This window comes from Nioella sp., assembly GCF_964229645.1.
Lineage (GTDB): Bacteria > Pseudomonadota > Alphaproteobacteria > Rhodobacterales > Rhodobacteraceae > Nioella.
This window is the reverse complement of record NZ_CAXREX010000185.1, coordinates 1-22,873: the sequence shown is the minus strand read 5'-3', so window position 1 is coordinate 22,873 and position 22,873 is coordinate 1. Positions and strand designations below refer to the sequence as shown.

The following is a 22,873-nucleotide window of genomic DNA, read 5'->3' as shown; positions in this document are numbered from 1 at the left end:
GACGCCCAAGCACCACAAGGTGGACCGTTTCGTGACGCCCGAGGAATTCGCCAGCTACGAGAAGGCGGCCTATAACAAGGGCTTCCTGATGGTCTCGGCCACGCCGCTGACACGCTCGTCCTACCACGCGGGCGACGATTTTGCCCGGCTTCGGGATGCGCGGCTGAAGAAGCTCGGCCAGGCCTGACCTTTTCCAAACTGGCATCGTGCTGTTAGGCTCGCCCCCGTGAAAAGGGGGACGTGATGCTGCAAGATCGCTTCGGGTTGGACCTGTCGACAGAGTCAGGGATCGCGCAAGAAGACTATTGCGAGGGGCTTGATCTGTTCCTCGCCGGGCAGGGCGGGGTCGAGGCAGCATTTGCCCGGGCGTTGTCTGCGGATCCGGGGTTCACTGCCGCGCATGTGGCGCTGGCGCGCAACCAGCAAAGCTTCGGACGCATGGCCGAGGCCCGGGCCGCGCTTGCGGCGGCACGCGCCTGTGACCGGGCGCTGACCCCGCGAGAGGCGGCGCAGCTGGAGATATTCGGCCATCTCATCGAAGGACGCCCGGCCAAGGGCTATGACCTTATCCGCGCCCATATCCGCGACTTTCCCCGCGACGCGCTGGTTGCGCAGACGCTTCTTGGGGTGTTCAGCCTGATCGGCTTTTCCGGCCGGGTGGGGCGTGAGGCCGAGCACCTGGCCGTGGCGGACTACCTTGCGCCGCATTATGCGGGCGACTGGTGGTTCCCGGCCCAACTGGCCTTCGCGCAGCTGGAGCTTGGCCAGTTCACCCAGGCCGAGGCCAATGTGGACCAGGCGCTGGCCCGCAACCGCGACAGCGCCCATGCCGCCCATATCCGCGCACATCTCTACTACGAGCTCGGTGATACGGACGCGGGGCTGGCCTTCCTGGAAGACTGGATGTCGGGGTATGACCGGGCGGGGCTCATGCATTGCCACAACAGCTGGCATGTTGCGCTCTGGGCCCTGGCGACGGGCGACGAGGCGCGGATGTGGCGCGCGGTGGACGAGGACCTGTCGCCCGCTGTCAGCCAAAGCCCCGCGATCAACATCGTGACGGACCTTGCCGCGCTTTATTACCGGGCCGGGCTGGCCGGGGTCGAGATCGCGCCGGAGCGCTGGCGCGCGCTAGGCGACTACGCTGCGCAGGCCTTTCCGAAACCGGGGATGGGCTTTGTCGATATCCATGCCGCGCTGGTCCACGCCATGAGCGGCAACAGCGAGGCCCTGTCGGGGATCGTCGCGGGGGCGAAGGGGCCGATCGGCGATCTGGTGGTGCCCGTCGCAGAAGCCTTTCGCGCCATCGCGGCGGGTAACTGGGCCGAGGCCGAGGCGTTGCTCATCCCGGTCGTGGCGCAGTCCGAGCGGGTGGGCGGCAGCCGTGCACAGCGCGACATTCTGGAATTTGCGCTTCTCAATGCGCAGATACGGCAGGGGCGGGCCGAGGAGGCGCGCCGCCTGCTGGCCCTGCGCCGCCCCCATATCGCGGCCCCTGCGCATCTGACCCACTAGCGACGTTGCAGCAAGACGCGGCTCCGCCGCCGGGTGCTCATGCAATTCGGCGCGCCCATGGCGCTCTGACCGTTACCCGCCCGGAAGGGCGCGGAGGTAGGCGGCGATGGCCGCGCGGTCCGCGTCGGGAAGGTGGGCCATGTTCTGGATCACCTCGGCCATTTCACCGCCCGCGCTGTCAAATTCCGGCGTGAATCCATCGCGCAGGTAATTGGCGATGTCAGAGGCCGACCAGGTCAGTTCGGCAGGGGTGATGTTGGGAATGCGGCCCTGGCCCGAGGGGGTCGGTGCCCCGGTCAGCCAGGCATCGAGCTGAAGCCCGCCCAAGGCATTCCGGGGCGTGTGGCATTCGCCGCAATGGCCAAGGGATTCGACAAGGTAGCGCCCACGCATCAACTCCGGCGACAGCGCCTCGCCTGCCATGACCCAATCGGAGCTGGCAAAAAGCATCTTCCAGCCGCCAAGCGCGCGGCGGATCGAGAAGGGAAAGCCGACATCGTGATCGCGCGAAGGCGTGGCGTCGGCGGGAAGGGTCTGCATGAAGGCCCAGAGGTCGCGGATATCGCCCATCCCGGCGCGGCCATAGGTGCCGTAGGGAAAGGCGGGGTAGTAATGCTGGCCCTCGGGGCTGACGCCGCGCATGACGGCAGAGACGAAATCGGCCTCGCTCCAGCCGCCAATGCCATGATCGGGATCGGCCGAGATATTGGGGGCGTAGAAGGTGCCGAAATCGGAGGGAAACGCCCGCCCGCCCGACAGGACCAGGCGCTCTTCGCCTTCGGCATCGGGGCCCGCGTGGCAGGAAGCACAGCCAGCAGCCCAGAAGACCAGTTCGCCATTCTCCATGTCAGGATCATGCGCGGCAAGCGCGGAGGCGGCGATCGGGTTGGGGGCGGTCAGCCACCAGCCAAGGGCGGCGCCGATCACGGCAAGGAAGAAAACGGCTCGGAAAAATCTGCGCATCTGCAAAGGGCCCTAGGTCTGTGGGATCGCCGGGGCGAGTGTGGCGGGGGCGGCCCCCCGCCACAAGTCTTGCGTGGGATCAGCCGTCGGACTGGCGGAAGTTGCGGTGGCAGCCGCCGCAGGAACCGCCAAGCGGGCCCATGGCGCCTTGCAGCGCCTCAAGGCCGCCACCCGCCGCATCGGCCACACCCTGGGCCGCGGCACCATAAGCCATCCAGGCCTCGCCGAACGCGCCCATGTCGGACCAGATCGCGGGCAGGGCGCGGGTTGCGTCGCCCAGGGCCTCGTTATCCGAGCCCTCGGGCCAGAAGCCGCGCCCGTCGACGCCGGTCATGGCGACAAGGTTGTTGGCGGCGGTCTGAGCCGCCTCGGCATCGTAGTCGATATTGCCGCGGGCCATGCCGCCGAGGATGCCAATGTTGAAAGACAGAATCTGCATGTAGCCCTGGCGCGCCGCGATGTGCCCCGCGAAGGGGTTTTCGCCGTGCCCGGCGCCCTGAACGGTGGCAGCCATAGGCAAGGACAGCATCACGCCGGCGATAAGGGCCTTGTGAATGGAACGCATGGAAATCTCCCTGGTTAGTCGGTCAAACACGGTACGACCTCTTTCGATCATCCCTTTTCGACCTTGGGGAAATCAACAGCCCGTAGGCGAGGGGTGCGGCGGGCTGACGCACAGGGCATGTGCGATTTTGCAGAGTTCACATGTGCGTGATTGCACTCAGAGCCGCCCGGGTCCGCGCCGGATCGGCTCCACCGTCAGCCAGTCGGGCCAGCCCCAGATGCGTTCCACGGCAAACAGCGCCAGGCAGATCGCGATGACCGATACCACGAGCAGGACCCGCCCCATCGAGGGTGGATTCTGCGCCCATCTCTTCATCCGGATCAGCCAGAAGGGGGACATCGCCGCTTAGTCCTCCAGGAAGCGCACCTTGCCGATATGGCCGAGATTGCGGTTGTTCTGGGCGTAGTCGATACCATAGCCCACGACGAATTCATCGGGGATCTCGAACCCAATCCAGGTGGCTTTCACGTCCACCTCGCGGCGCGAGGGCTTGTCGAGCAGCGCGATGGTTTCCAGCCGGCGCGGGTTGCGGCCCTTGAGCAGGTGCAGCACGTGGTGCAGCGTGTGGCCGGTATCGACGATGTCCTCTACCACCAGAACGTCGCGCCCCTCGATCTCGCCCCGAATGTCCTTGAGGATGCGCACCTCGCGGCTCGATTCCGTGGAATTGCCGTAAGAGGAGGTTTCCAGGAAATCGACCTCGACGGGCAGGTGCAACTCGCGCACCAGGTCGGCGATGAAGACGAAGCTGCCGCGCAGCAGGCCCACCACCACCAGCTTGTCGGTGCCCGCGAAAGCCGTCTCGATCTCGCGTGCCAGTTCCTCGATCCGCGCCGCGATGGCCTTGGCCGAGATCATCTTGTCCACGACGTAAGGTTTCTGCGCCATTTCGCCCCTGTCCCTTGATTTCCCCGGATAGTTCTAGGACATGGACACCACCCGAGGGAACCCGAAACCGCGATGCCGAGCCACGCCGAGACCAGAGTGCTGCCATATAGCGCCACCCAGATGTACGAGCTGGTGGCCGACGTGGCCCGCTATCCGCAGTTCATCCCTTGGATCATGGGCGCGCGGGTGCGCTCCGTGACGCCGGTCGAGGGCGGAGAGGTGATGCTGGCCGATCTCGTGGTGGGCTTCAAGATGTTCCGCGAACGCTTCGGGTCTCGTGTCACGCTGCGCCCCGAACTGGGCGAAATCGACACCGAGTATATCGACGGCCCCTTCAAGCACCTTATCTCGCACTGGCGCTTCCGCGACCTTGAGGGTGACGGCTGCGAAGTGGCTTTTGACGTGGATTTCGAGTTCAAAAACAAGTTGTTGCAAGGCGCAGCGGGGCTTTTCTTCCACGAGGCGATGACCCGGATCGTGCAGGCCTACGAAGACCGCGCGGCAGAGCTTTACGGCGCCTGAGGCGCTGCTAAGCTGCCCCGGAACTTGCCCGGAGGCCCCATGACCGACACCCCCTTTGCCGATGCGCTCGCCCACTTTGCCGCAAGCCCCCTTGCCGGGGCCGACACCGCGCGCGAGGTGCTGCGGCTGTCGCTGCTTGACTGGTGCGCCGTGGCTATCGCAGGGCGGCAGGAACCTGTGGCGCAGGTCTTGCGCGCTTTGGCGGAGGACGAGGGCGGGGTGCCGCAGGCCCATGCCATCGGCATGGCAATCCTTGTGCCCGCCCGCATGGCGGCGCTGGTCAATGGCACGCTCTCGCATGCGCTCGACTATGACGACACCCATTTCGCCCATATCGGGCACCCTTCGGTCGCCGTGATCCCGGCGGCGCTGGCCATGGCCGAGCGGGTGGGCGCGTCGGGCCGGGCGATGCAGGAGGCAGCGCTCGTGGGCGTCGAGGCGTCGGTGCGCACGGGCGTCTGGCTGGGGCGCGGGCATTACCAGGCGGGGTTTCACCAGACGGCCACGGCAGGCGCCATCGGCGCGGGGCTGGCGGCGGGGCGGCTCCTGGGGCTGTCGGCGGCTGAGCTGGCCGATGTGATCGGCCTTCTGGGCACGCGGGCCTCGGGGCTCAAGTCCCAGTTCGGCACCATGGGCAAGCCGTTCAACGCCGGGATCGCGGCGGCAAACGGGGTGGAGGCGGCGCTTCTGGTGTCCTTGGGGTTCGATCCGCGTCGCGCGGGGCTGGAGGGGCCGCAAGGTCTGGGGCCGACCCATCACGGGGCAGGGGACATGGGTGCGCTGGAAGGGCTGGGGCAGAGCTGGCGCTTCGAGGAGGTGAGCCACAAGTTCCACGCCTGTTGCCATGGGCTGCACGCGGCGCTGGAGGCCGTGGCCGGGCTTTTGCCGGTCGATCCCGACGGGATCAGCGCGATCGAGGTGGTGACCCATCCGCGCTGGCTGACCGTGTGCAACATCGCCGCCCCCGCAACGGGGTTGGAGGCCAAGTTTTCTTACGCGCAGGTGATGGCGCTGGCGGCCCTCGGGCATGACACCGCGCGGCTCGACAGCTACACCGATGCGCTGGCACGCGCGCCCGAGGTCGTGGCGCTGCGGGGCTGGGTGGACGTGACCAGCGATGACAGGCTGGCCGAGAGCGCCGCGATCGTCCGCCTCACGGTGAATGGCGAAAGCCGCGAGGCAACCCATGACCTGCTGGCCCCGCTGCCGCTGGCCACCCGCGCGGCCAAGCTGCAGGCCAAGGCCGAGGCGCTTCTTGGGTCGGATGCTGTCGCGCGCCTGTCAGGGCTCGTCACGGAAAACGCCGCACCGGGAGAGATCGGCGCGGCGTTGCAGGTTTTCTGTAGGTCCGGTCAGCTCGACATGTCGTAGGCGCGTTCGCCGTGGACTTGCAGGTCAAGCCCGTTGGTTTCCGTTTCCGCATCGACGCGCAGCGGCGTTATCGCCTTGACCACGTAGATCAGCACCAGCGTCACCACCACGGTGAAGACACCGACGATGACGAGGCTGCCAAGCTGCGCGGCCCAGGACCCGGCGCCGAAGACGGCGATCATGATCGTGCCGAAGATGCCGCCCACGCCGTGCACGGCGAAGACGTCGAGCGTGTCGTCGATCTTGATCTTGTTGCGGATGAGGTTCACCGCTTCCTGGCAGAGAATGCCCGCGATGGCCCCGATGATCAGCGCCGGGATCGGCCCGACGAAGCCCGAGGCCGGGGTGATCGAGGCCAGGCCCGCGATGGTGCCGGTCACGACACCCACGAGGCTGACCTTGCCATACTTGATCTTTTCCCACAGGCCCCAGGTCAGCGAGGCGGTGGCCGCTGAAATATGGGTCACGGTCAGCGCCATGGCCGCGCCGCCATCTGCGGCCAGCTGCGAGCCGCCGTTGAAGCCGAACCAGCCCACCCACAGCATCGCGGCCCCGATCATCACGTAGCCGGGATTGTGCGGCGGCGTGGTCTGGTTGCGGCGCGGGCCGAGGAAGAAGGCGATCATCAGCGCGGCGATACCGGCGGTCTCGTGGACGACGATGCCGCCCGCGAAGTCACGCACGCCCACGGTGCCAAAGATCCCGTCATCGGCCAGCAGGCCGCCGCCCCAGACCCAGTGCACCACCGGCGCGTAGCACAGCAGCATCCAAAGCGCCGAGAAGAGCATGACGAAGCCGAAACCCACCCGTTCCACGTAAGCGCCCACGATGAGCGCGGGGGTAATGATGGCGAAGGTCATCTGGAAGGCGAAGAACAGCACCTCGGGCAGGGTGCCCGACAGGCTGTCGGCGGTGACGCCGTTCAGGAAGGCGCGGCCAAGCCCGCCCCAGATCTCGCTCTCGGCCGGGCCGAAGGCGATGGAATAACCGGCGACGAGCCACAGGATGCTCATCAGGCAGGCGATGGCATAGCAATGCAGGAAGACCGACAGCACGTTCCGTGCGCGCACCAGTCCGCCATAAAACAGGGCCAGACCCGGCAGGGTCATGAAAAGAACCAGCGCCGTGGCGACGATGATCCATGCAGTATCCGCTCCGTTCATCTTACGATGTCCCTTCCCGTGCATGATTTTTCAGCGTTGGAAGGGGGAAAAGCGGAATGCAGCGCGTTAAAAAAGAGGCAAGCGCCGTTTTCGGCGGTCAGCAATGCAGCAATTCAGAAATTGCGTAAATTATAGGCGTTGCCAGAGCGGTTTGCCTTTGAATCATGCGTATCGTGTTCGATGCTGTGCAGGATCATTGCAAGCGCGTGCTGAACCGCCGCGGCCCGCACCGCGTCGCGCCCGAGCGCGCCGAACTCCACCGTTTCGGTGCGAAGGCCTTCTTCCCAGGCCAGCCCGAAACAGACCCGGCCCTCGGGCTTGTGCTCGGACCCGCCGGGCCCCGCGATGCCGGTGACAGAGACCGCTATCGTCGCCTGCGAGGCAGCAAAGGCGCCGGCGACCATTTCCTGAGCGACCTCCTCGGACACCGCGCCATGGCTGCGCAGCGTGTCTGGGCTCACGCCCAGCATCTCGATCTTGGCGCGGTTGGTATAGGTCACGAAGGCCCGGTCGAAGATGTCTGAGGATCCCGCAACGCTGGTGATCGCGCCCGAAACCAGCCCGCCGGTGCAGCTTTCGGCCGTGGCGATCACGTGATGGCCCGCGCGCGCGGCCGCAAGAAGCGCTTCGGCCCGGGTCATATCCGCCCCGGCAGATGCGCGATTACCGCCAGAACCGCAACGACCATCGCCGCCATGCCCCCGGCGATGACGTCATCGAGCATCACGCCCAATGGATCGCCGCGCCGGTCGGCCAGGCCCACGGGGCCAGGTTTCCAGATATCGAAGAGCCGGAAGGCCAGGAAAGCCGACAGGACACCGGGCCAGAGCGCGAAGAAATCCGCCCCCGCCATGACCGCGCCGTAGGAGACGGGCCAGAGCGCAATGAACATGCCCGCGACCTCGTCGATCACGATTTCCGAGGGGTCTTCCTCGCCGCTGGCGCTGGTCTCGACGATGGTGGCATACCAGCCCCAGCCAAAGACCACGAGCGTGCCGAGCAGCAGCGCCACGAAGCCGCCTGCCTGGTGCAGCGCCCAGGCCGCGGGGATGGCCGCAAGGCTGCCCCAGGTGCCGGGGGCGGGGCGAAGCAGGCCCACGTAAAAGAAGGTGGCGATAAGCTTGGTCATTGTTTCACCAGGGTTACGGTTGCCATTGCAGCGATGCCTTCCTCGCGGCCCGTGAAGCCGAGCCGCTCGGTGGTGGTGGCCTTGACCGACACGCGCTCTGGCGCGATGCGCAGAAGCTCTGCCAGCCGCGCGCGCATCGCGGCGGCGTGAGGGCCGATCTTGGGCCGTTCGCACAGGAAGGTCAGGTCAGCATTCAGGATCGCAAAGCCCATCTCGCCGGCCAGATCGACGGCATGGGTCAGGAAGATATGGCTTTCTGCCCCTTTCCACTGGGGATCGGAGGGCGGGAAATGGGTGCCGATATCACCGGTGGCCAGCGCGCCGTGAATGGCATCGGTCACCGTGTGCAGCCCCACATCGGCATCGGAATGTCCCTGAAGCCCGCGCCCGTGGGGGATTTTCACGCCGCACAGCCAGACATGGTCTCCGGGGCCGAAGCGGTGCACGTCAAAGCCGTTGCCGGTGCGGATGTCGATCATCTGACCTGCCTTCAGGATGCGCTCGGCCCGTTCGAAATCGCCCGGGCGGGTGAGCTTGAGATTGTCTTCGCTGCCCGCGGTGATGGCAACCCGCAGCCCGTGGGCCAGCGCGACCTCCACGTCATCGGCGGCTCCGCCGGGATGAGCCGCATGGGCGGCGCGGATCGCATCCACGTGAAACCCTTGCGGGGTTTGCGCACGGACCAGCCCGTCGCGCGGCTGAATGGACTCAACGCGGGACGTGCCCTGCCAGAGCGCATCGACAACGGCCAGCCCGGGGGCCGCGCCCTCGTGATCGGCCAGCGCAGCAATCACCGCGTCGATCACCGCGTGGCTGACAAGCGGGCGGGCGGCATCATGGATTAGCACGTAGTCCGTGCCCTGCGGCAGCGCCTCCAGCCCGTTGCGCACCGATGCATCGCGGCTGTCCCCACCCGGCACATCGGTCACGGTCAGGGCAAGCGGGGCAAGGGCCGCCGCCAGCAACGCGGAATCGTCTGGATGGCGCACGATGACGATGTCTTGAACGACCGGGTGCTCCGCCAGCGCGCGGATCGTGCGTGTCAGCACCGGCTCGCCGCCGAGCAATTGATATTGCTTGGGAATCTCGCCCCCGAGACGCGTGCCGCGCCCCGCCGCGACGATGATCGCGGCGACGTTTGGCAAGGTCTGGCTCTGGGCGGTGTCGGTCATGGGCACCTGATAGGGCGAAAGCGGGTCTGGCACAATGTCGGTTAAATCCTGCGCTTGTGTGCACAAAAAATGGGCAAAGCGATGTTGTCGCACTAATTGTCCGGTGAAAGTTTTGCACTCGCCCGTGAAAGCCCATACATCAGGGCAAGACTGCTCAAGGATTAATCACTTGTCCATTTCGCTGGCAGAAAGGACCCTCTCACCCCCGGTTTTTCTGGCCCCCTTGGCCGGAATCACCGATTTGCCGTTCCGAAGCCTGGTCGCGGGCTTTGGCGCGGGGTTGGTGGTGTCGGAAATGGTGGCAAGCCAGGAAATGGTCGAGGCGAAAGCCAGCGTGCGCGCGCGCGCCGAACTTGGGTTCGGGCTGGACAATACCGCCGTGCAGCTGGCCGGGCGCGAGGCGCATTGGATGGCCGAGGCGGCGCGGCTGGCCGAAGGGCAGGGGGCGCGCATCATCGACATCAACATGGGCTGTCCCGCCAAGAAGGTGGTGAACGGCTATTCCGGATCGGCCCTGATGAAGGACCTCGATCATGCGCTGACGCTGATCGAGGCGGTTGTGGGCGCGGTCTCGGTCCCCGTGACGCTCAAGACCCGGCTCGGCTGGGACGACGACCTTCTGAACGCGCCGGACCTCGCCCGCAGGGCCGAGGATGCGGGCATCGCCATGATCACCATTCACGGGCGCACGCGCTGCCAGTTCTACAAGGGCGCGGCCGATTGGGCGGCGATCCGCGCGGTGAAAGAGGCGGTCTCGATCCCGGTCATTGCCAATGGCGACATCACCGACGCGCAAAGCGCGGCCAGGGCCCTGCATCTGTCGGGGGCGGATGGGGTCATGGTGGGGCGGGGCGCGCAGGGCAAGCCGTGGCAGTTGCAACTGATCGCGCAGGCTGTGTTCGGTGCCGAGGCCCCCGAAATCCCCCAAGGCAGTGCACTCGCGGACATGATCGCCGGTCACTACGAGGCGATGCTCTCCTTCTACGGAGCCGAGCTTGGCAACCGCGTCGCGCGCAAGCACCTGGGCTGGTACATGGACGAGGCCGGAACCGTGGCCCCCCTGCGGCGCGAGGCGCTGACTGCCCGCGACCCGGCCCGCGTTCTGGCGCTCATTCCCCTCATGTTGACCGAAACCGAGGAGATGGCGGCATGACCGACCTCATGGCAACGCTTTGGACGTCGCTGCCGATCCCGGCGGTCATCATCGACGCCGAGGACCGGATTGCCGACGTGAACCCGGCGGGCGAGCTCTTCCTCAATGCCTCGGCGCGGTCGCTGACCGGGCACCCGTTCTGGGACAAGGTCTTTGTCGATGCGCCGCTGGAAGAGGCCTTCGCCCGCGTGCGCACCGGGCGCGCGCCGCTTTTCGTCAATGCCGTCGACGTGGGCACCGACAACCGCAAGCCTGAACCCTGCGACGTTCAGATCGCGCCCATGTCGGATCAATCCGATCACGTGCTGGTGCTTCTGGAAAGCCGGGCGCTGGTGGGCAAGCTGCACCGGGCGCTGACCTCTCAGTCGGCGGCGAAATCGGCCATCGGCATGGCCGAGATGCTGGCCCACGAAATCAAGAACCCGCTCGCCGGGATCACCGGGGCGGCGCAGCTCATTTCCATGTCGGTCACCGGCGAGGATCTTGAACTGACCGATCTCATCGTGGCCGAGACCCGGCGCATCGTGAAGCTGCTCGACCAGGTCGAGGAGTTCGGCAATGTCCGCCCGCCCGCGCGCAAGCCCGTCAACATCCACGACGTGCTGGACCGGGCACGCAAATCGGCCGCCGTGGGCTTTGCCGCGCATATGCGCATCGAGGACGATTACGACCCCTCGCTGCCGCTGACCTTTGCCGATCCCGACCAGTTGCAGCAGGTGTTCCTGAACCTCATCAAGAACGCCGCCGAGGCCGGCCAGCAGGGCGGCACGATCCGCCTGCGCAGCTTCTACGAGCCGGGCCTGCGCGTGCGCCGGGGCGATGGCAGCCGGGGCGCGGTTCCGCTTCACGTGGAGATCGGCGATGACGGCCCCGGCATCAAGCCTGAGATCGCGTCCCATATCTTCGACCCATTCGTGTCAGGGCGCGAGAACGGGACCGGGCTGGGGCTGGCGCTGGTGTCCAAGATCATCGCCGATCACGACGGCTGGATCGCGGTCGATTCCGTGCCCGGCCGCACCGTATTTCGAATTTCCCTTCCGGTCGTGCCCGCGGGCGCGGCGGGATCGACTGACCATTGAGGACGAGAAACCATGGATGGCACCGTACTTGTCGCCGATGACGACCGCACGATCCGCACCGTTCTGACCCAGGCCCTGACGCGGGCGGGCTGCAAGGTGCATGCGACCTCGTCCCTGGTCACGCTGATGCGGTGGGTCGACGAGGGCAAGGGCGACCTGGTGATCTCGGACGTGATGATGCCCGATGGGAACGGGCTCGATATGCTGCCCAAGATCAGCGACAAGCGCCCGGGCCTGCCGGTGATCGTGATCTCGGCGCAGAACACGATCATGACCGCGATCCAGGCGACTGAAGCCGACGCCTATGACTACCTGCCCAAGCCCTTCGACCTGCCCGACCTGATGAAACGTGCCGCGCGGGCGCTGGAGCTCAAGCGCCGGGCGCCGGTCACCAAGGCACCCTCGGTAGGGGCGGGCGACGACCAGCATGATGACCTGCCCCTTGTGGGGCGCACCGCCTCGATGCAGGCGCTCTACCGGCTGGTGGCGCGGGTCATGAATGCCGATCTGCCGGTGCTGGTCACGGGCGAAAGCGGCACAGGAAAAAGCCTGATTGCCCGCGCGATCCACGATTTTTCGGACCGTCGCACGCTTCCCTTCGTGACGGTCACCGCCTCTGATCTTGACAGCGCCGAAGGCGCGCAGCTGGTGCTGGCGCGGGCCAAGGACGGCTCGATCCTGTTCGACGAGATCGGCGATTTCGACGATGTCGCGCAAGGCCGGATCGTGCGGCTTCTCGACAGCCTGGGCGATGGCGCGCCCCGTGTCATGGCCACCAGCCAGAAGGATCTGGCCGAGCGGATGGAAGCCGGGCAGTTCCGCCAGGACCTGTTCTATCGCCTCTCTGGCGTGACCATCACCGTGCCCGCGCTGCGCGAACGGGTGGATGACATTCCGCTTCTGGCCGAGCATTTCCTGGCCCGGGCCGAGCGCGATGGCCTGCCGCCGCGCCGCTTTGCCCCCGGCGCGATGGAGATGATCCGCGCCTATAGCTGGCCGGGCAACGTGCGCCAGCTGGAAAACACCGTGCGCCGCCTAACGGTGACGGCCCCGGTGGAAGTGATCGGCAAGCCCGAGGTGGAGGCCGTTCTGGGCAACCAGCCCGAGATCGAACCCCTGATGGGCGCGGGCGACGGAGAGAAGCTGTCGGCCTCGGTCGCCAAGCATCTCAAGCGCTATTTCGACCTGCATGGCGGCGTGCTGCCACCGCCGGGCCTTTATGCGCGCATCCTACGCGAAGTGGAGCTTCCGTTGATCGAGATCGCGCTGGATGCGACCGGCGGAAACCAGGCCAAATGCGCCGATCTTCTGGGGATCAACCGAAATACGTTGCGTAAGAAAATCACCGATCTGGATATTCGCGTGACTCGCCGCCGGAAATTGATGTAAAACCGCAACAGTAGCGTGGCCCTCATGTGACGGTGGGCAATTGGGCTACAGCATATTGCGGTCGGGCAGGCCGACTGCCCAACATACGAGGCATTCCGGGTGGATAACCCCGCGCAAGGTGATGCAGAATCCCCACTGATGCGGCTGCTGTCTCAGCGGCGTAATCGGCGTGTGCGGACCCTGGGCACCTTCGGGCTGGTGGCGCTCGGCCCGGTTCTGACGGTTGCGACCTTCCTGGTTCTGGGTCCGCTCGGCCAGTCCACGGCGTCGCCCTCGCTTCGGCTCATCCTGCTGGCCGATCTGGTCTATATCCTGGTAGTTGCGGCGCTGGTTCTCTACCGCGTGGCCAAGATGGTCGCCGCGCGCCGGGCGCGCTCGGCCGGCTCGCGCCTGCACCTGCGCCTCACGGGCGTCTTCGCGCTACTGGCGCTTCTGCCCACGGTGGCGGTCGCGGTCTTTGCCACGATCACCGTGAACCTGGGCCTTGAGGGTTGGTTTTCCGACCGGGTGCGCAATGCGCTCGGCCATTCGGTGGAGGCCGCCCATGCCTACCAGGAAGAACACCGCATCGACCTGTCGGAAGACGCGACGGCGCTTGCGGCCTTCCTCAATCTCAGCCGCCGATCCACCCCCTTCCTGCCCGATGGCGACCTGCGCCAGTTGCTGAGCCAGGGCCAGCAGGCGATTCAGCGCGGTTTGCGCGAAGCCTTTGTCATCGACGGGGCGGGCGAGATCCGGGCGCGGGGCGAGCGCAGTTATCTGTTTGATTACGAACAACCTTCGACCGAAGACCTGATGCGTGCGGCCGAAGGTGAGACGATTATCATCGAGGATCGCGAGAACAACGAGTTTCGCGCCCTGATCCGCCTGTCGGCCTTTGCCGATCGCTATCTTTACGTCAGCCGCGAAGTGGACGGGCAGATCATCGCGCTGCTGGATGAAACGCAGGAAACGGTGGGGCTCTACCGGCAGCTTGAAAGCGACCGGGGACAGTTCCTGTTCCAGTTCGCGCTGATCTACCTGGGCTTTGCCATGATCCTGATCCTGGCCGCGATCTGGCTTGGCCTGTGGTTCGCAGAACGGCTGTCGCGGCCCGTGGGGCGGCTGGCCGGGGCGGCGCAGCGGGTGGGGATCGGGGATCTCGACGTGCGGGTGCCCGAGGAAGAGGGCGATGACGAGATTGCCATGCTGGGACGGCTCTTCAACCAGATGACCCGGCAGTTGAAGGGCCAGCGCGACGCGCTGATCGAACAGCATGACCAGACCGAGGAACGCCGCCGCCAGTTCGATTCCGTGCTGTCCTCGGTCACGTCGGGGGTGATCGGGCTCGACGCCGATGGCCGGGTCGATTTCATGAACCGCTCTGCCATTCGGCTGCTGGATCTGTCGGAGGCGCGCGACCATGGGCTGAGCCTGGCGGTTGCGGTGCCCGAATATGCTGCGCTGTTTGATCGCCTGCGCGAGCGCGGGGCATCCGTCGTGCAGGAGGAAATCAAGGTCACGCGCCGCGGCAAGCTGGAAAGCCTGCTGGTGCGCCTGTCGGTCCGGCTGGATGAAGACAATGACCTCGAGGGCTACGTGGTGGCCTTCGACGACGTGACCGACCTTGTCAGCGCGCAGCGCATGGCGGCCTGGGGCGACGTTGCCCGCCGAATCGCCCATGAAATCAAGAACCCCCTGACGCCCATCCAGCTGTCGGCCGAACGGGTGCGCCGCAAGTTCGGCAAGCTGCTGGAAGAGGCCGATGCCGAGCAACTGGGCCAGTTGACCGACGTGATCGTGCGCCAGACCAACGACCTGCGCCGCATCGTCGACGAGTTTTCCAAGTTCGCCCGCATGCCCGAACCCGAACGCCAGCCAGAGGACCTGGCCCGGCTGTTGCGCGATGCGGTGGTGTTGCAGCAGGCAGGCCAGCCCGGCACGCGCTTCGTGACCGAGATCCCCGAAGGCCCGGTGCGTGCCGATCTGGACGCGACCATGATCGGGCAGGCACTGACGAACCTGATCAAGAACGGTGGCGAAGCCATTGAAAGCCTTCAGGAACAAGGCGCACCCGAGGGGCATGTGCCCGAGCTTCGGGTGGCGATGACCCTGGCCGAGGAAACTGTGGAAATCACGATTTCGGACAACGGGATCGGCCTGCCGCCCGACCGGGCGCGGCTGTTCGAACCCTACGTGACGACGCGCGAAAAGGGCACCGGACTGGGCCTGCCGATCGTCAAGAAGATCATCGAGGAACATGGCGGGTCGCTGGACCTGCTGGATGCGGAGCCGTTCGAGCCCGGCGCGCATCCCGGCGCCATGGCGCGGATCATCCTGCCGCGCCTGGCCGAAGACCAAGGAGATGGGCAATGAGTGACATTCTGGTTGTCGATGACGAACGCGATATCCGCGAACTGATCTGCGACATCCTCGAGGACGAAGGGTTTTCGACCCGCATGGCCTCGAATTCCAACGAGTGCATGGCCGAGCTCAACAAGGAGCCGCCGGGGATGATGATCCTCGATATCTGGCTGAAGGATTCCAACATGGACGGGATCGACATCCTGTCCCACGTCAAGCGCGACAATCCCGATGTGCCGGTGGTCATCATCTCGGGTCACGGCAATATCGAGATCGCGGTGGCCGCGATCAAGCAGGGGGCTTTCGACTTCATCGAGAAGCCCTTCAACATCGACCAGTTGCTGGTGGTGATCCGCCGCGCGATGGAGGTCAGCCGCCTGCGCCGGGAAAACTCGGCCCTGCGCCGCCAGGACGGCAGCGTGGGCGAGATGGTGGGCGCAGGCGCGGCCTTCAAGGCGCTGAAATCGCAGCTCGACAAGGTGACGAAATCCAATGGCCGCGTGATGCTGAGCGGCGGACCCGGTTCCGGCAAGGAGATCTCGGCGCGCTACATCCACGCCCATTCCGACCGCGCCGGCGCCCCCTTCGTGACCGTGAGTTCCGCCTCGGTTGCGCCCGAGCACATGGAGGAGGTGCTGTTCGGACGCGAAAGCGTGGAACGCGGGATCGAGCAGGGCCTTCTGGAGCAGGCCCATGGCGGCGTGATCTTCTTCGATGAAGTGGCCGACATGCCGCTTGGCACCCAGTCCAAGATCCTGCGCGTGCTGGTCGACCAGAGCTTCACCCGCGTGGGCGGGACCTCGAAAGTGCGGGTCGATCTTCGGGTCATCTCCTCCACGACCCGCGACCTCAAGTCCGAGATCGCGACCGGCAATTTCCGCGAGGAGCTTTATCACCGGCTGAACGTCGTGCCGATCGAGGTGCCCAGCCTTGAGGAACGTCGCGAGGACATCCCCGAACTGGCACGCCATTTCATCGAACGGTTCAACCGCGAACAGGGCCTGCCGCTGCGCGAGCTGGGGCAGGACGCCGAGGCGATGCTGCAAACCATGCGCTGGCCGGGCAATATCCGTGAACTGCGCAACGTCATCGAGCGCGTGCTGATCCTGGGTGACGGCACCGGACCGATCGAGGCGGGCGATCTGCCGGGGCAGGGCGGCGGGGCCGAGAGCGGCGAGGAGCAGATCTCGCTCTCGCCGGGACTGACCACGCTGCCACTGCGCGAGGCGCGCGAACTGTTCGAACGCCACTACCTGATGGCGCAGATCAACCGCTTCGGCGGCAACATCAGCCGCACCGCCAATTTCGTCGGCATGGAACGCAGCGCCCTGCACCGCAAGCTGAAATCGCTCGGGGTGGTCACCACCAACAAGGCCGGGGCCCGCGTGGCGCAGGTGGGCGAGGAGGACTGACGGCTCAGGGCGTGACGATCATCGACGTCCCGCCAGAGCGCAGGATGCAGCTGTCGTCATTCAGCGGGGCCATGATCGTCGAGGCGCTGGCGCCGGAATTGGCGCTGCAAGAGGGCAGGCTGACCCGCGCATAGCCTGCGCGCGCCATGCAGGCGGCGGCGGCCTCGCGCCTTGCATCCTCGTTGAGATCCACCGTGTAAGCCTCTCCGCCGCTCCAGTAGCCTTGTGTCGTCGTGCAGGCGCCCGCCGCGTCGCAGGTGGTGGTGCCGGGGTTGAAGACGCGGGGGGTGAAACGGGTGATCGCGTTGGTGGGGTAGCGGATGCGCGCCTCGTCTCGGCAGATCGCCTGGTCCGCGTCGCGTTCATGGATCGAGACCCCTTCCGCGTAATAGGCACTGGTCTGGCAACCGCCGAGGCTGGCAAGCATCAGCGTGGCAACAAGAAATCGTTTCATCGCAATCGTCCAATCATCAAAATGGCAGGGGAACCCCGTGCAAGTGAAACCCGATGCGCCCGCCGGATCAAGCCCCTAGGCACAGCCAGCTGGCGGGGCAGGGCAATTGACGCCGCGCGCGCACTCTGCCATGCAGAACCCCCGGGCCGGACCTATCCGGCGGCGACAAAGACGGGCGAGGGTCGATGAAGATCATCATTTGCGGTGCGGGCCAGGTCGGCTGGCAGATCGCGCGCCATCTTTCGGGCGAAAACAACGACGTGACGGTGGTGGACAACAACCCCGACCTGGTGCGCCGGGCGACCGACACGCTGGATGTTCAGGGGATCACCGGCTTTGCCTCTTACCCCGATGTGCTGGAGCGCGCGGGCGCGCGCGATGCCGACATGATCATCGCGGCGACCTTTTCGGACGAGGTCAACATGGTCACCTGCCAGGTGGCCCATTCCATTTTCGCGGTGCCCCGCAAGATCGCGCGCCTGCGCGCGCAAAGCTACCTGACGGCGGTCTATTCGGACCTTTACCGGCGCGAACATCTGCCCGTCGACGTGGTCATCAGCCCCGAGCGTGAAGTGGCCAAGGCCGCGCTGCGCCGGCTGGCCTCGCCCTCGGCCTTCGATACCGAGTATTTCCTGGGCGGGGAGGCACTGTTGCTTGGCATCCGGCTCGACGATGACTGCCCGGTGCTGAACACACCGCTCAAGCAATTGTCCGAGCTTTTCTCGACCCTGCGCGCAATCGTGGTGGGGGTGCGCCGGGCGGGCACGATCTTCGCGCCGGAACCGGGCGATCAGCTCTTCGCGGGGGACGAGATCTACGTCTTCACCCATGACAACGACGCCGCCCGCACGATGGAAATCTTCGGCAAGCCGCAGCATCAGCAGGAACGCGTTGTCATCATCGGCGGGGGGAACGTGGGCCTTGCGGTGGCGCAGGAGCTGGAGAAATCCTCGACCCGTATCCGCGCCCGCGTGATCGAGAAAAGCCGCGAGCGGGCCGAACGCGCCGCCGATGCGCTGAGCCGCACCATCGTGCTGCATGGCGACGGGCTCGACATCGACATCCTGCGCGAGGCCGGAGTTGAACGGGCCGACGCGGTTCTGTGCGTGTCGGACGACGACAAGACCAACCTGCTGGCCTCGGTCCGGGCCAAGGCGGCAGGGGCGGACATGGCCATCGCGCTGGTCAACGATCCCACCATGGTCCAGATGATGGAACCCCTGGGCATCGACGCCTATGTCAACCCGCGCGCCACCACGGTCAGTTCCATCCTGCGCCACATCCGGCAGGGCCGGGTACGCGGCGTCTACTCGATCGGCGATGCCGAGGCCGAGGTGATCGAGGCGCAGGTCCTGTCCACCTCGCCCATTGCCGGGCGCGAGGTGCGGGCCATCGACATGCCCGAAGGGGCGCTCATCGGGGCCATTCGCAAGCGTGACAAGGTGATCCGCCCATCGGGCTCCACCCGGATCGAAGAGGGTGACACGGTTGCCATCTTCGCACTGGCCAAGGATGTTCCGGCGGTCGAGGCGCTGCTGCGCGTTTCGGTCGATTTCTTCTGACCCATGGGCGGGTTCGTCGCCAGGTTGCCGCTCTTCGCCCTGCTGATCGGGGTGACCGCGCTGGCGATGATGCTGCCCGCCGCCGTGGCCGTGGTGGAAGATCAACACCGGATCGGGCGCAGCTATTTCTATTCCGGCCTCCTGTTCCTGATCCTGACCGTGGTGCTTGGCTTTGCGACGCAAGGCATGAAGCCCGCCAATTCCGCCCGCAATCACCTGGCAGGGCTGATCGCGGCCTATCTCGTGCTGCCTGTCATCATGGCGGTGCCCTTTGCCGATGGAATCGGCAACACCCGGTTTTACAACGCGTATTTCGAGATGCTGTCCTGCCTGACGACCACCGGCGCGACCGTGTTCGAGCCTGACCGGCTGAGCGACGCGGCGCATTTCTGGCGCGCGATCGTGGGCTGGCTCGGCGGCTTGCTGGCCTGGGTCACGGCAGCGGCGGTGATGGCGCCGCTCAACCTTGGCGGCTTCGAGGTTTCGGCCGAGATGCAGGGGCGTGGCGTGGTCTCATCCTCGGCGCAGATGCAGGCAGCGGCCCCGGGGCTGCGCATGCGCCGCGCGGTGCTGCAACTGGCCCCGGCCTATGTGGGGCTAACCGCGCTCCTGTGGCTCTTGCAGGTCATCGCGGGCGAGGCGGACCTCACGGCGCTCATCCACGCGATGGCGGTGATGTCGACCTCGGGGATTTCGCCCGATGGCACGCTGGAGGCGGGGCAGGGCGGCTTCTTCTCGGAACTCATCCTGTTCGTCTTCTTCCTCTTCGCACTGACCCGGCACAGCTTTTCCCACGGGCTGCGCCCCGGCCTGCCGGGCATGCTGTTCCACGACCGCGAGCTTCGCCTTGCGCTGTACGTGGTTGGCACGTTGAGCGGACTGATGTTCCTGCGCCACTGGCTTGGCGCGCTGGAGGTGGGCAGCCACAGCGATGTGCGTTCCGGGCTGGAGGCGCTTTGGGGCGCGCTCTTTACCACCATGTCGTTCCTGACCACGACGGGCTTCGTGTCCGACTACTGGGCCGAGGCGCGCAACTGGTCGGGCCTGCCGACGCCGGGGCTGGTTCTGTTCGGTCTGGCGCTGATGGGGGGCGGGGCGGCGACGACGGCGGGCGGGATCAAGCTTTTGCGGGTCTACGCGCTTTACAAGCACGGCACGCGGGAACTGGGCAAGCTGACCTATCCGCATTCCGTGGCCGCCGGAGGGCGCATGGGGCGGCGCATTCGCCGCGAGGGGGCCTATATCGCCTGGGTCTTCTTCATGCTCTTCATCCTGTCGATGGCCGCCGTCACGCTTGGGCTGTCGCTGACCGGGCAGGGGTTCGAGGATTCCTTCGTTCTGGCCGTTGCGGCGCTGTCGACCACGGGTCCCCTTGCCAGTTTCGGGGCCGAATACCAGATCATCTACGCGCTGCTGGACGACGCCGCGAAAGCGGTGTTGATGGGTGCAATGATTTTGGGACGGCTTGAAACGCTGGCATTGATTGCCCTTCTCAATCCGGCATTCTGGCGAATTTGATTGAAAAACGGGCAGAAAGCCCCATTTCGTGACGAGACCCGTCAAACCTTTGGAAAACGGGGTGGAAATCCTCAAAAAAACCTGCACATACTCAGGCGCATATATTCACCACGCCCCGAAACAAGGGGCGGCACCAACGAATAAGGCAAGAGTCCCGATGGCCGAAAGCAAGCAGAATCTGCAAGATGCGTTCCTGAACCATGTTCGCAAGACCAAGGTTCCGGTCACCATCTTTCTGATCAATGGCGTGAAGCTGCAGGGCGTGATCACCTGGTTTGATAATTTCTGTGTTCTACTGCGCCGCGATGGTCAATCGCAGCTGGTCTACAAACACGCGATTTCCACCGTGATGCCGGCGCAGCCGATCAATCTTTATGACGGGGAAGAGTGAGCGCATCTGATTTGTCCGGACCCGGTTCCTCGGGTCCGACCCGCGCCATCGTCCTGCATCCCGACATCACGTCGGACCGCGACCGCCGAGAGGCGGGAGCCGCGCTTGCGGAAGCCGTGGCGCTTGCCGCCGCCTTGCCCGATATCGAGGTCGTGGGGGCCGAGCGCGTGCGCCTGCCCAAGGCGCAGCCGGGGCTGTTGTTCGGGACGGGCAAGATCGAGGAACTGAAGACCAGGATCAAGGAGGCCGAGGCCGAACTGATCCTGATCGACGGACCGGTCAGCCCGGTCCAGCAGCGCAACCTTGAAAAGGAATGGGGGGTGAAGCTCCTCGACCGGACGGGGCTGATCCTGGAGATCTTCGCCGATCGCGCCCGTACGCGAGAGGGCGTGTTGCAGGTCGAGCTGGCCGCGCTCAGCTATCAGCGGACGCGGCTTGTGCGGGCCTGGACGCACCTGGAACGCCAGCGCGGCGGGCTCGGCTTCGTGGGTGGTCCCGGCGAAACCCAGATCGAGGCCGACCGCCGCGCCATCGACGAGGCGGTGACCCGCATCCGGCGCCAGCTGGCCAAGGTGGTCAAGACCCGTGCCCTGCACCGGGCCGCACGCAAGAAGGTGCCCTATCCCGTGGTGGCGCTGGTCGGTTATACGAACGCTGGAAAGTCCACTCTTTTCAATCGCTTGACCGGGGCCGAGGTGATGGCTAAGGACATGCTCTTCGCCACGCTCGATCCCACGATGCGCGCGGTGGAGCTGCCTGACGGCTCCGAGGTCATCATGTCCGATACGGTGGGGTTCATCTCGGACCTGCCGACGCAGCTGGTTGCGGCGTTCCGCGCGACGCTGGAGGAGGTTCTGGATGCGGACCTGATCCTGCATGTGCGCGACGTGGCCCATGCCGAGACCGAGGAACAGGCCGAGGATGTGGCCGCGATCCTGGCCGATCTGGGCGTCACCCAGTCAACCCCGATGATCGAGGTCTGGAACAAGATCGATCTTCTGGACGAAGAGCGGCGCGGGGAACTGACGGTCGCAGCCGGGCGGCGCGACGATGTCTTTGCCATTTCCGCGATCACCGGGCAGGGGGTGGACACCCTTCTGGCCGCCGTGTCCGAACGCCTGGCGCCGCCGCGCTTCCGGGCTGAGCTGGACCTGGCCTTTTTCGATGGTCGCAAGCGGGCCTGGCTGTTCGATCAGGGGGTGGTCGAAACCGAACGCCAGACGGAGACTGGCTGGCACCTTTCCGTGTTCTGGACCGCGCGGCAGCAAAAGGCGTTCCGCTCGGCCTGATCCGCTTCGCTGTCCAAGCAGTCGCGGCAGCTACGGGGCGGCGAGGGCCCCCGCCAGGGGGTGCGAGGCGCTCCGTTCCCCGGTCGGACTGCCAGGGGCAATTCGATAAACCCTATCGGCCTGCCAGGGTCTCGTTCAGCACGAAGACCCGGATCGCCGAGGCCAGCCCGCTTTCCAGGCCCCTTTCCGCGTCGACCAGCGCGGCAAGTTCGTTGATCGACAGGCCCCGCGCGGCGGCGATCCGGCGGAACTCCGTCCAGAACGGTTCCTCCAGCGACACGCTGGTGCGGTGGCCATGCAAGGTGAGGGAGCGTTTGACGGGACGGGCGGACATGCCCCCATAGAAGACCGATTCTGCGCCTCAGGAAACCCGTGACAGCAGCGCCCCCTCCCATGGGCGCAGGGTGCTGCGCGCAGCCTTCCACTTGCGCAGGTCCGGCCCGGTCACGTCCTCCAGGGCCGCCCGGTTTCCGGGCGACAGGGTTGCCCTCGTCCGGTCCGAGGGCTGGAAGCTCTCGGTGGCCAGCCCCTCGCAGAACAAGACTTCATGCCGGTCGAGCAGAAGGTGGACATAGGAAATGCCGCGGGCGGCCCGGTCCCGGGTGATGCGCTTGCCATCGACAAGCCCCTTGGCAGGGGTGAACCATTCGGAGGCGGGGAAATGCAGGCCATCGCCGCGCAGGCAGATCCGGTGCTGTGGCGACACGAGGATGTCACGCGCGGGCTGGCCCGGGCCGAACGCGTCCTGCCGAATGCGGACGGGGTGCAGGTTTTCCGCGATCCGCCTGAGCCCCGGCAGATCGCTGCGCCCGATCCAGCGCAACGGTTGCAGCCCGTTATCGGCGGTCTGCAACAGATCGCCCGCGCGCAGGCTGCCTGCCGGAACGGGGCCGCGGGCGGTCTGAATGCGACAGGCGGGGGTAAAACAGATCACCTCTTCGTATTCGATCCCGTCGGTATCCTTCCAGCTGTTGGTGGTAAAGCAGGTGATTGTG

Annotated in this window: 23 protein-coding genes and 1 pseudogene; 13 read left to right on the top strand and 11 right to left on the bottom strand. The window is 66.0% G+C overall.

Annotated elements, in window-relative coordinates; translation table 11 throughout:
- Both ACEQXV_RS12600 and ACEQXV_RS12595 read left to right on the top strand, forming a co-directional pair.
- Positions 1-187, top strand: a pseudogene (locus ACEQXV_RS12600) (lipoyl synthase); the annotation flags it as partial.
- Between the two features lie 56 nt (positions 188-243).
- The gene (locus tag ACEQXV_RS12595; RefSeq protein ID WP_370269492.1) at positions 244-1,515 is read left to right on the top strand and encodes a tetratricopeptide repeat protein; all 1,272 of its coding nucleotides are present in this window, start codon (positions 244-246) and stop codon (positions 1,513-1,515) included.
- A 72-nt stretch (positions 1,516-1,587) separates the two neighbouring features.
- On the opposite strand, the gene ACEQXV_RS12590 is transcribed toward ACEQXV_RS12595, so the two are convergent.
- From ACEQXV_RS12590 to hpt, 4 genes are all read right to left on the bottom strand, one after another.
- On the bottom strand, positions 1,588-2,478 hold the full coding sequence (locus tag ACEQXV_RS12590; protein WP_370269491.1) for a c-type cytochrome: 891 nt from the start codon (positions 2,476-2,478) through the stop codon (positions 1,588-1,590).
- A 79-nt stretch (positions 2,479-2,557) separates the two neighbouring features.
- Positions 2,558-3,043, bottom strand: coding sequence for a cytochrome c (locus ACEQXV_RS12585; RefSeq protein ID WP_370255207.1), 486 nt, complete (start codon positions 3,041-3,043; stop codon positions 2,558-2,560).
- Between the two features lie 156 nt (positions 3,044-3,199).
- Positions 3,200-3,382, bottom strand: coding sequence for a hypothetical protein (locus ACEQXV_RS12580; protein ID WP_370255208.1), 183 nt, complete (start codon positions 3,380-3,382; stop codon positions 3,200-3,202).
- 6 nt (positions 3,383-3,388) lie between these two features.
- Positions 3,389-3,931: a hypoxanthine phosphoribosyltransferase gene (gene hpt, locus ACEQXV_RS12575; protein ID WP_370255210.1), complete on the bottom strand. Its 543-nt coding sequence runs from the start codon at positions 3,929-3,931 to the stop codon at positions 3,389-3,391.
- Between the two features lie 72 nt (positions 3,932-4,003).
- Between hpt and ACEQXV_RS12570 the strand changes: the two genes are divergently transcribed.
- Both ACEQXV_RS12570 and ACEQXV_RS12565 read left to right on the top strand, forming a co-directional pair.
- On the top strand, positions 4,004-4,453 hold the full coding sequence (locus tag ACEQXV_RS12570; protein ID WP_370255212.1) for a type II toxin-antitoxin system RatA family toxin: 450 nt from the start codon (positions 4,004-4,006) through the stop codon (positions 4,451-4,453).
- A gap of 39 nt (positions 4,454-4,492) precedes the next feature.
- Positions 4,493-5,824 carry an MmgE/PrpD family protein gene (locus ACEQXV_RS12565; protein ID WP_370269490.1) on the top strand — a complete coding sequence of 444 codons (1,332 nt, stop codon included), beginning with the start codon at positions 4,493-4,495 and terminating at the stop codon, positions 5,822-5,824.
- Here the strand turns inward: ACEQXV_RS12565 and ACEQXV_RS12560 are convergent.
- The 4 genes from ACEQXV_RS12560 to ACEQXV_RS12545 form a co-directional block, all read right to left on the bottom strand.
- Entirely contained in the window at positions 5,806-6,987 is a 1,182-nt protein-coding gene (locus tag ACEQXV_RS12560) for an ammonium transporter (RefSeq protein WP_370255214.1), read from the bottom strand. The genes ACEQXV_RS12565 and ACEQXV_RS12560 overlap by 19 nt on opposite strands.
- 113 nt (positions 6,988-7,100) lie before the next feature.
- On the bottom strand, positions 7,101-7,628 hold the full coding sequence (locus tag ACEQXV_RS12555) for a CinA family protein (RefSeq protein ID WP_370255215.1): 528 nt from the start codon (positions 7,626-7,628) through the stop codon (positions 7,101-7,103).
- Positions 7,625-8,116 (bottom strand): phosphatidylglycerophosphatase A, encoded by a 492-nt coding sequence (locus ACEQXV_RS12550; RefSeq protein ID WP_370255217.1) that lies wholly within the window; start codon positions 8,114-8,116, stop codon positions 7,625-7,627. The genes ACEQXV_RS12555 and ACEQXV_RS12550 overlap by 4 nt, the downstream gene beginning before the upstream one ends.
- Positions 8,113-9,288 carry a bifunctional 2-C-methyl-D-erythritol 4-phosphate cytidylyltransferase/2-C-methyl-D-erythritol 2,4-cyclodiphosphate synthase gene (locus ACEQXV_RS12545; RefSeq protein ID WP_370269489.1) on the bottom strand — a complete coding sequence of 392 codons (1,176 nt, stop codon included), beginning with the start codon at positions 9,286-9,288 and terminating at the stop codon, positions 8,113-8,115. Before ACEQXV_RS12545 ends, ACEQXV_RS12550 begins: the two co-directional genes overlap by 4 nt.
- 169 nt (positions 9,289-9,457) lie before the next feature.
- On the opposite strand from ACEQXV_RS12545, the gene dusB reads away from it, so the two are divergent.
- The 5 genes from dusB (at position 9,458) to ACEQXV_RS12520 (ending at position 16,664) form a co-directional block, all read left to right on the top strand.
- Entirely contained in the window at positions 9,458-10,441 is a 984-nt protein-coding gene (gene dusB / locus ACEQXV_RS12540) for a tRNA dihydrouridine synthase DusB (RefSeq protein WP_370255219.1), read from the top strand.
- Positions 10,438-11,520, top strand: coding sequence for a nitrogen regulation protein NR(II) (locus tag ACEQXV_RS12535; RefSeq protein WP_370269487.1), 1,083 nt, complete (start codon positions 10,438-10,440; stop codon positions 11,518-11,520). Before dusB ends, ACEQXV_RS12535 begins: the two co-directional genes overlap by 4 nt.
- A gap of 12 nt (positions 11,521-11,532) precedes the next feature.
- A complete protein-coding gene (locus ACEQXV_RS12530) occupies positions 11,533-12,909 on the top strand; it encodes a response regulator (protein WP_370255223.1) in 1,377 nt (458 codons plus the stop codon).
- Positions 12,910-13,047: 138 nt separating this feature from the next.
- Positions 13,048-15,264 (top strand): ATP-binding protein, encoded by a 2,217-nt coding sequence (locus tag ACEQXV_RS12525; protein WP_370269486.1) that lies wholly within the window; start codon positions 13,048-13,050, stop codon positions 15,262-15,264.
- Complete coding sequence (locus ACEQXV_RS12520) at positions 15,261-16,664, top strand: sigma-54-dependent transcriptional regulator (RefSeq protein WP_370269485.1); 1,404 nt, start codon at positions 15,261-15,263, stop codon at positions 16,662-16,664. Before ACEQXV_RS12525 ends, ACEQXV_RS12520 begins: the two co-directional genes overlap by 4 nt.
- A 4-nt stretch (positions 16,665-16,668) precedes the next feature.
- On the opposite strand, the gene ACEQXV_RS12515 is transcribed toward ACEQXV_RS12520, so the two are convergent.
- The gene (locus ACEQXV_RS12515) at positions 16,669-17,118 is read right to left on the bottom strand and encodes a hypothetical protein (protein WP_370269484.1); all 450 of its coding nucleotides are present in this window, start codon (positions 17,116-17,118) and stop codon (positions 16,669-16,671) included.
- A gap of 185 nt (positions 17,119-17,303) precedes the next feature.
- Here ACEQXV_RS12515 and trkA point away from each other — a divergent pair, with 185 nt between their 5' ends.
- The 4 genes from trkA to hflX all read left to right on the top strand — a co-directional run bounded on the left by trkA (position 17,304) and on the right by hflX (position 21,878).
- Complete coding sequence (gene trkA / locus ACEQXV_RS12510; RefSeq protein ID WP_370255132.1) at positions 17,304-18,680, top strand: Trk system potassium transporter TrkA; 1,377 nt, start codon at positions 17,304-17,306, stop codon at positions 18,678-18,680.
- A gap of 3 nt (positions 18,681-18,683) precedes the next feature.
- Positions 18,684-20,198: a TrkH family potassium uptake protein gene (locus ACEQXV_RS12505; protein ID WP_370255130.1), complete on the top strand. Its 1,515-nt coding sequence runs from the start codon at positions 18,684-18,686 to the stop codon at positions 20,196-20,198.
- 157 nt (positions 20,199-20,355) lie between these two features.
- On the top strand, positions 20,356-20,589 hold the full coding sequence (hfq, locus tag ACEQXV_RS12500) for an RNA chaperone Hfq (protein ID WP_370255128.1): 234 nt from the start codon (positions 20,356-20,358) through the stop codon (positions 20,587-20,589).
- The gene (hflX, locus tag ACEQXV_RS12495) at positions 20,586-21,878 is read left to right on the top strand and encodes a GTPase HflX (RefSeq protein WP_370269482.1); all 1,293 of its coding nucleotides are present in this window, start codon (positions 20,586-20,588) and stop codon (positions 21,876-21,878) included. Before hfq ends, hflX begins: the two co-directional genes overlap by 4 nt.
- Before the next feature lie 112 nt (positions 21,879-21,990).
- Here the strand turns inward: hflX and ACEQXV_RS12490 are convergent, their stop codons facing one another.
- Entirely contained in the window at positions 21,991-22,212 is a 222-nt protein-coding gene (locus tag ACEQXV_RS12490; protein ID WP_370255124.1) for a ribbon-helix-helix domain-containing protein, read from the bottom strand.
- A 27-nt stretch (positions 22,213-22,239) separates the two neighbouring features.
- The coding region (locus ACEQXV_RS12485) for a Hint domain-containing protein (protein ID WP_370269481.1) at positions 22,240-22,873 on the bottom strand (634 nt) is incomplete at its 5' end.

Excerpts from the sequence above, each read along its gene's own strand:
- hpt (WP_370255210.1), bottom strand. The coding sequence starts at position 3,931 with ATGGCGCAGAAACCTTACGTCGTGGACAAGATGATCTCGGCCAAGGCC.
- ACEQXV_RS12555 (WP_370255215.1), bottom strand. The coding sequence starts at position 7,628 with ATGACCCGGGCCGAAGCGCTTCTTGCGGCCGCGCGCGCGGGCCATCAC.
- ACEQXV_RS12530 (WP_370255223.1), top strand. The coding sequence starts at position 11,533 with ATGGATGGCACCGTACTTGTCGCCGATGACGACCGCACGATCCGCACC.
- ACEQXV_RS12560 (WP_370255214.1), bottom strand. The coding sequence starts at position 6,987 with ATGAACGGAGCGGATACTGCATGGATCATCGTCGCCACGGCGCTGGTT.
- ACEQXV_RS12535 (WP_370269487.1), top strand. The coding sequence starts at position 10,438 with ATGACCGACCTCATGGCAACGCTTTGGACGTCGCTGCCGATCCCGGCG.
- ACEQXV_RS12525 (WP_370269486.1), top strand. The coding sequence starts at position 13,048 with ATGCGGCTGCTGTCTCAGCGGCGTAATCGGCGTGTGCGGACCCTGGGC.
- ACEQXV_RS12545 (WP_370269489.1), bottom strand. The coding sequence starts at position 9,288 with ATGACCGACACCGCCCAGAGCCAGACCTTGCCAAACGTCGCCGCGATC.
- trkA (WP_370255132.1), top strand. The coding sequence starts at position 17,304 with ATGAAGATCATCATTTGCGGTGCGGGCCAGGTCGGCTGGCAGATCGCG.
- ACEQXV_RS12520 (WP_370269485.1), top strand. The coding sequence starts at position 15,261 with ATGAGTGACATTCTGGTTGTCGATGACGAACGCGATATCCGCGAACTG.
- ACEQXV_RS12590 (WP_370269491.1), bottom strand. The coding sequence starts at position 2,478 with ATGCGCAGATTTTTCCGAGCCGTTTTCTTCCTTGCCGTGATCGGCGCC.
- ACEQXV_RS12550 (WP_370255217.1), bottom strand. The coding sequence starts at position 8,116 with ATGACCAAGCTTATCGCCACCTTCTTTTACGTGGGCCTGCTTCGCCCC.
- ACEQXV_RS12490 (WP_370255124.1), bottom strand. The coding sequence starts at position 22,212 with ATGTCCGCCCGTCCCGTCAAACGCTCCCTCACCTTGCATGGCCACCGC.
- ACEQXV_RS12565 (WP_370269490.1), top strand. The coding sequence starts at position 4,493 with ATGACCGACACCCCCTTTGCCGATGCGCTCGCCCACTTTGCCGCAAGC.
- hfq (WP_370255128.1), top strand. The coding sequence starts at position 20,356 with ATGGCCGAAAGCAAGCAGAATCTGCAAGATGCGTTCCTGAACCATGTT.
- ACEQXV_RS12570 (WP_370255212.1), top strand. The coding sequence starts at position 4,004 with ATGCCGAGCCACGCCGAGACCAGAGTGCTGCCATATAGCGCCACCCAG.
- ACEQXV_RS12505 (WP_370255130.1), top strand. The coding sequence starts at position 18,684 with ATGGGCGGGTTCGTCGCCAGGTTGCCGCTCTTCGCCCTGCTGATCGGG.
- ACEQXV_RS12585 (WP_370255207.1), bottom strand. The coding sequence starts at position 3,043 with ATGCGTTCCATTCACAAGGCCCTTATCGCCGGCGTGATGCTGTCCTTG.
- ACEQXV_RS12595 (WP_370269492.1), top strand. The coding sequence starts at position 244 with ATGCTGCAAGATCGCTTCGGGTTGGACCTGTCGACAGAGTCAGGGATC.
- ACEQXV_RS12580 (WP_370255208.1), bottom strand. The coding sequence starts at position 3,382 with ATGTCCCCCTTCTGGCTGATCCGGATGAAGAGATGGGCGCAGAATCCA.
- ACEQXV_RS12515 (WP_370269484.1), bottom strand. The coding sequence starts at position 17,118 with ATGAAACGATTTCTTGTTGCCACGCTGATGCTTGCCAGCCTCGGCGGT.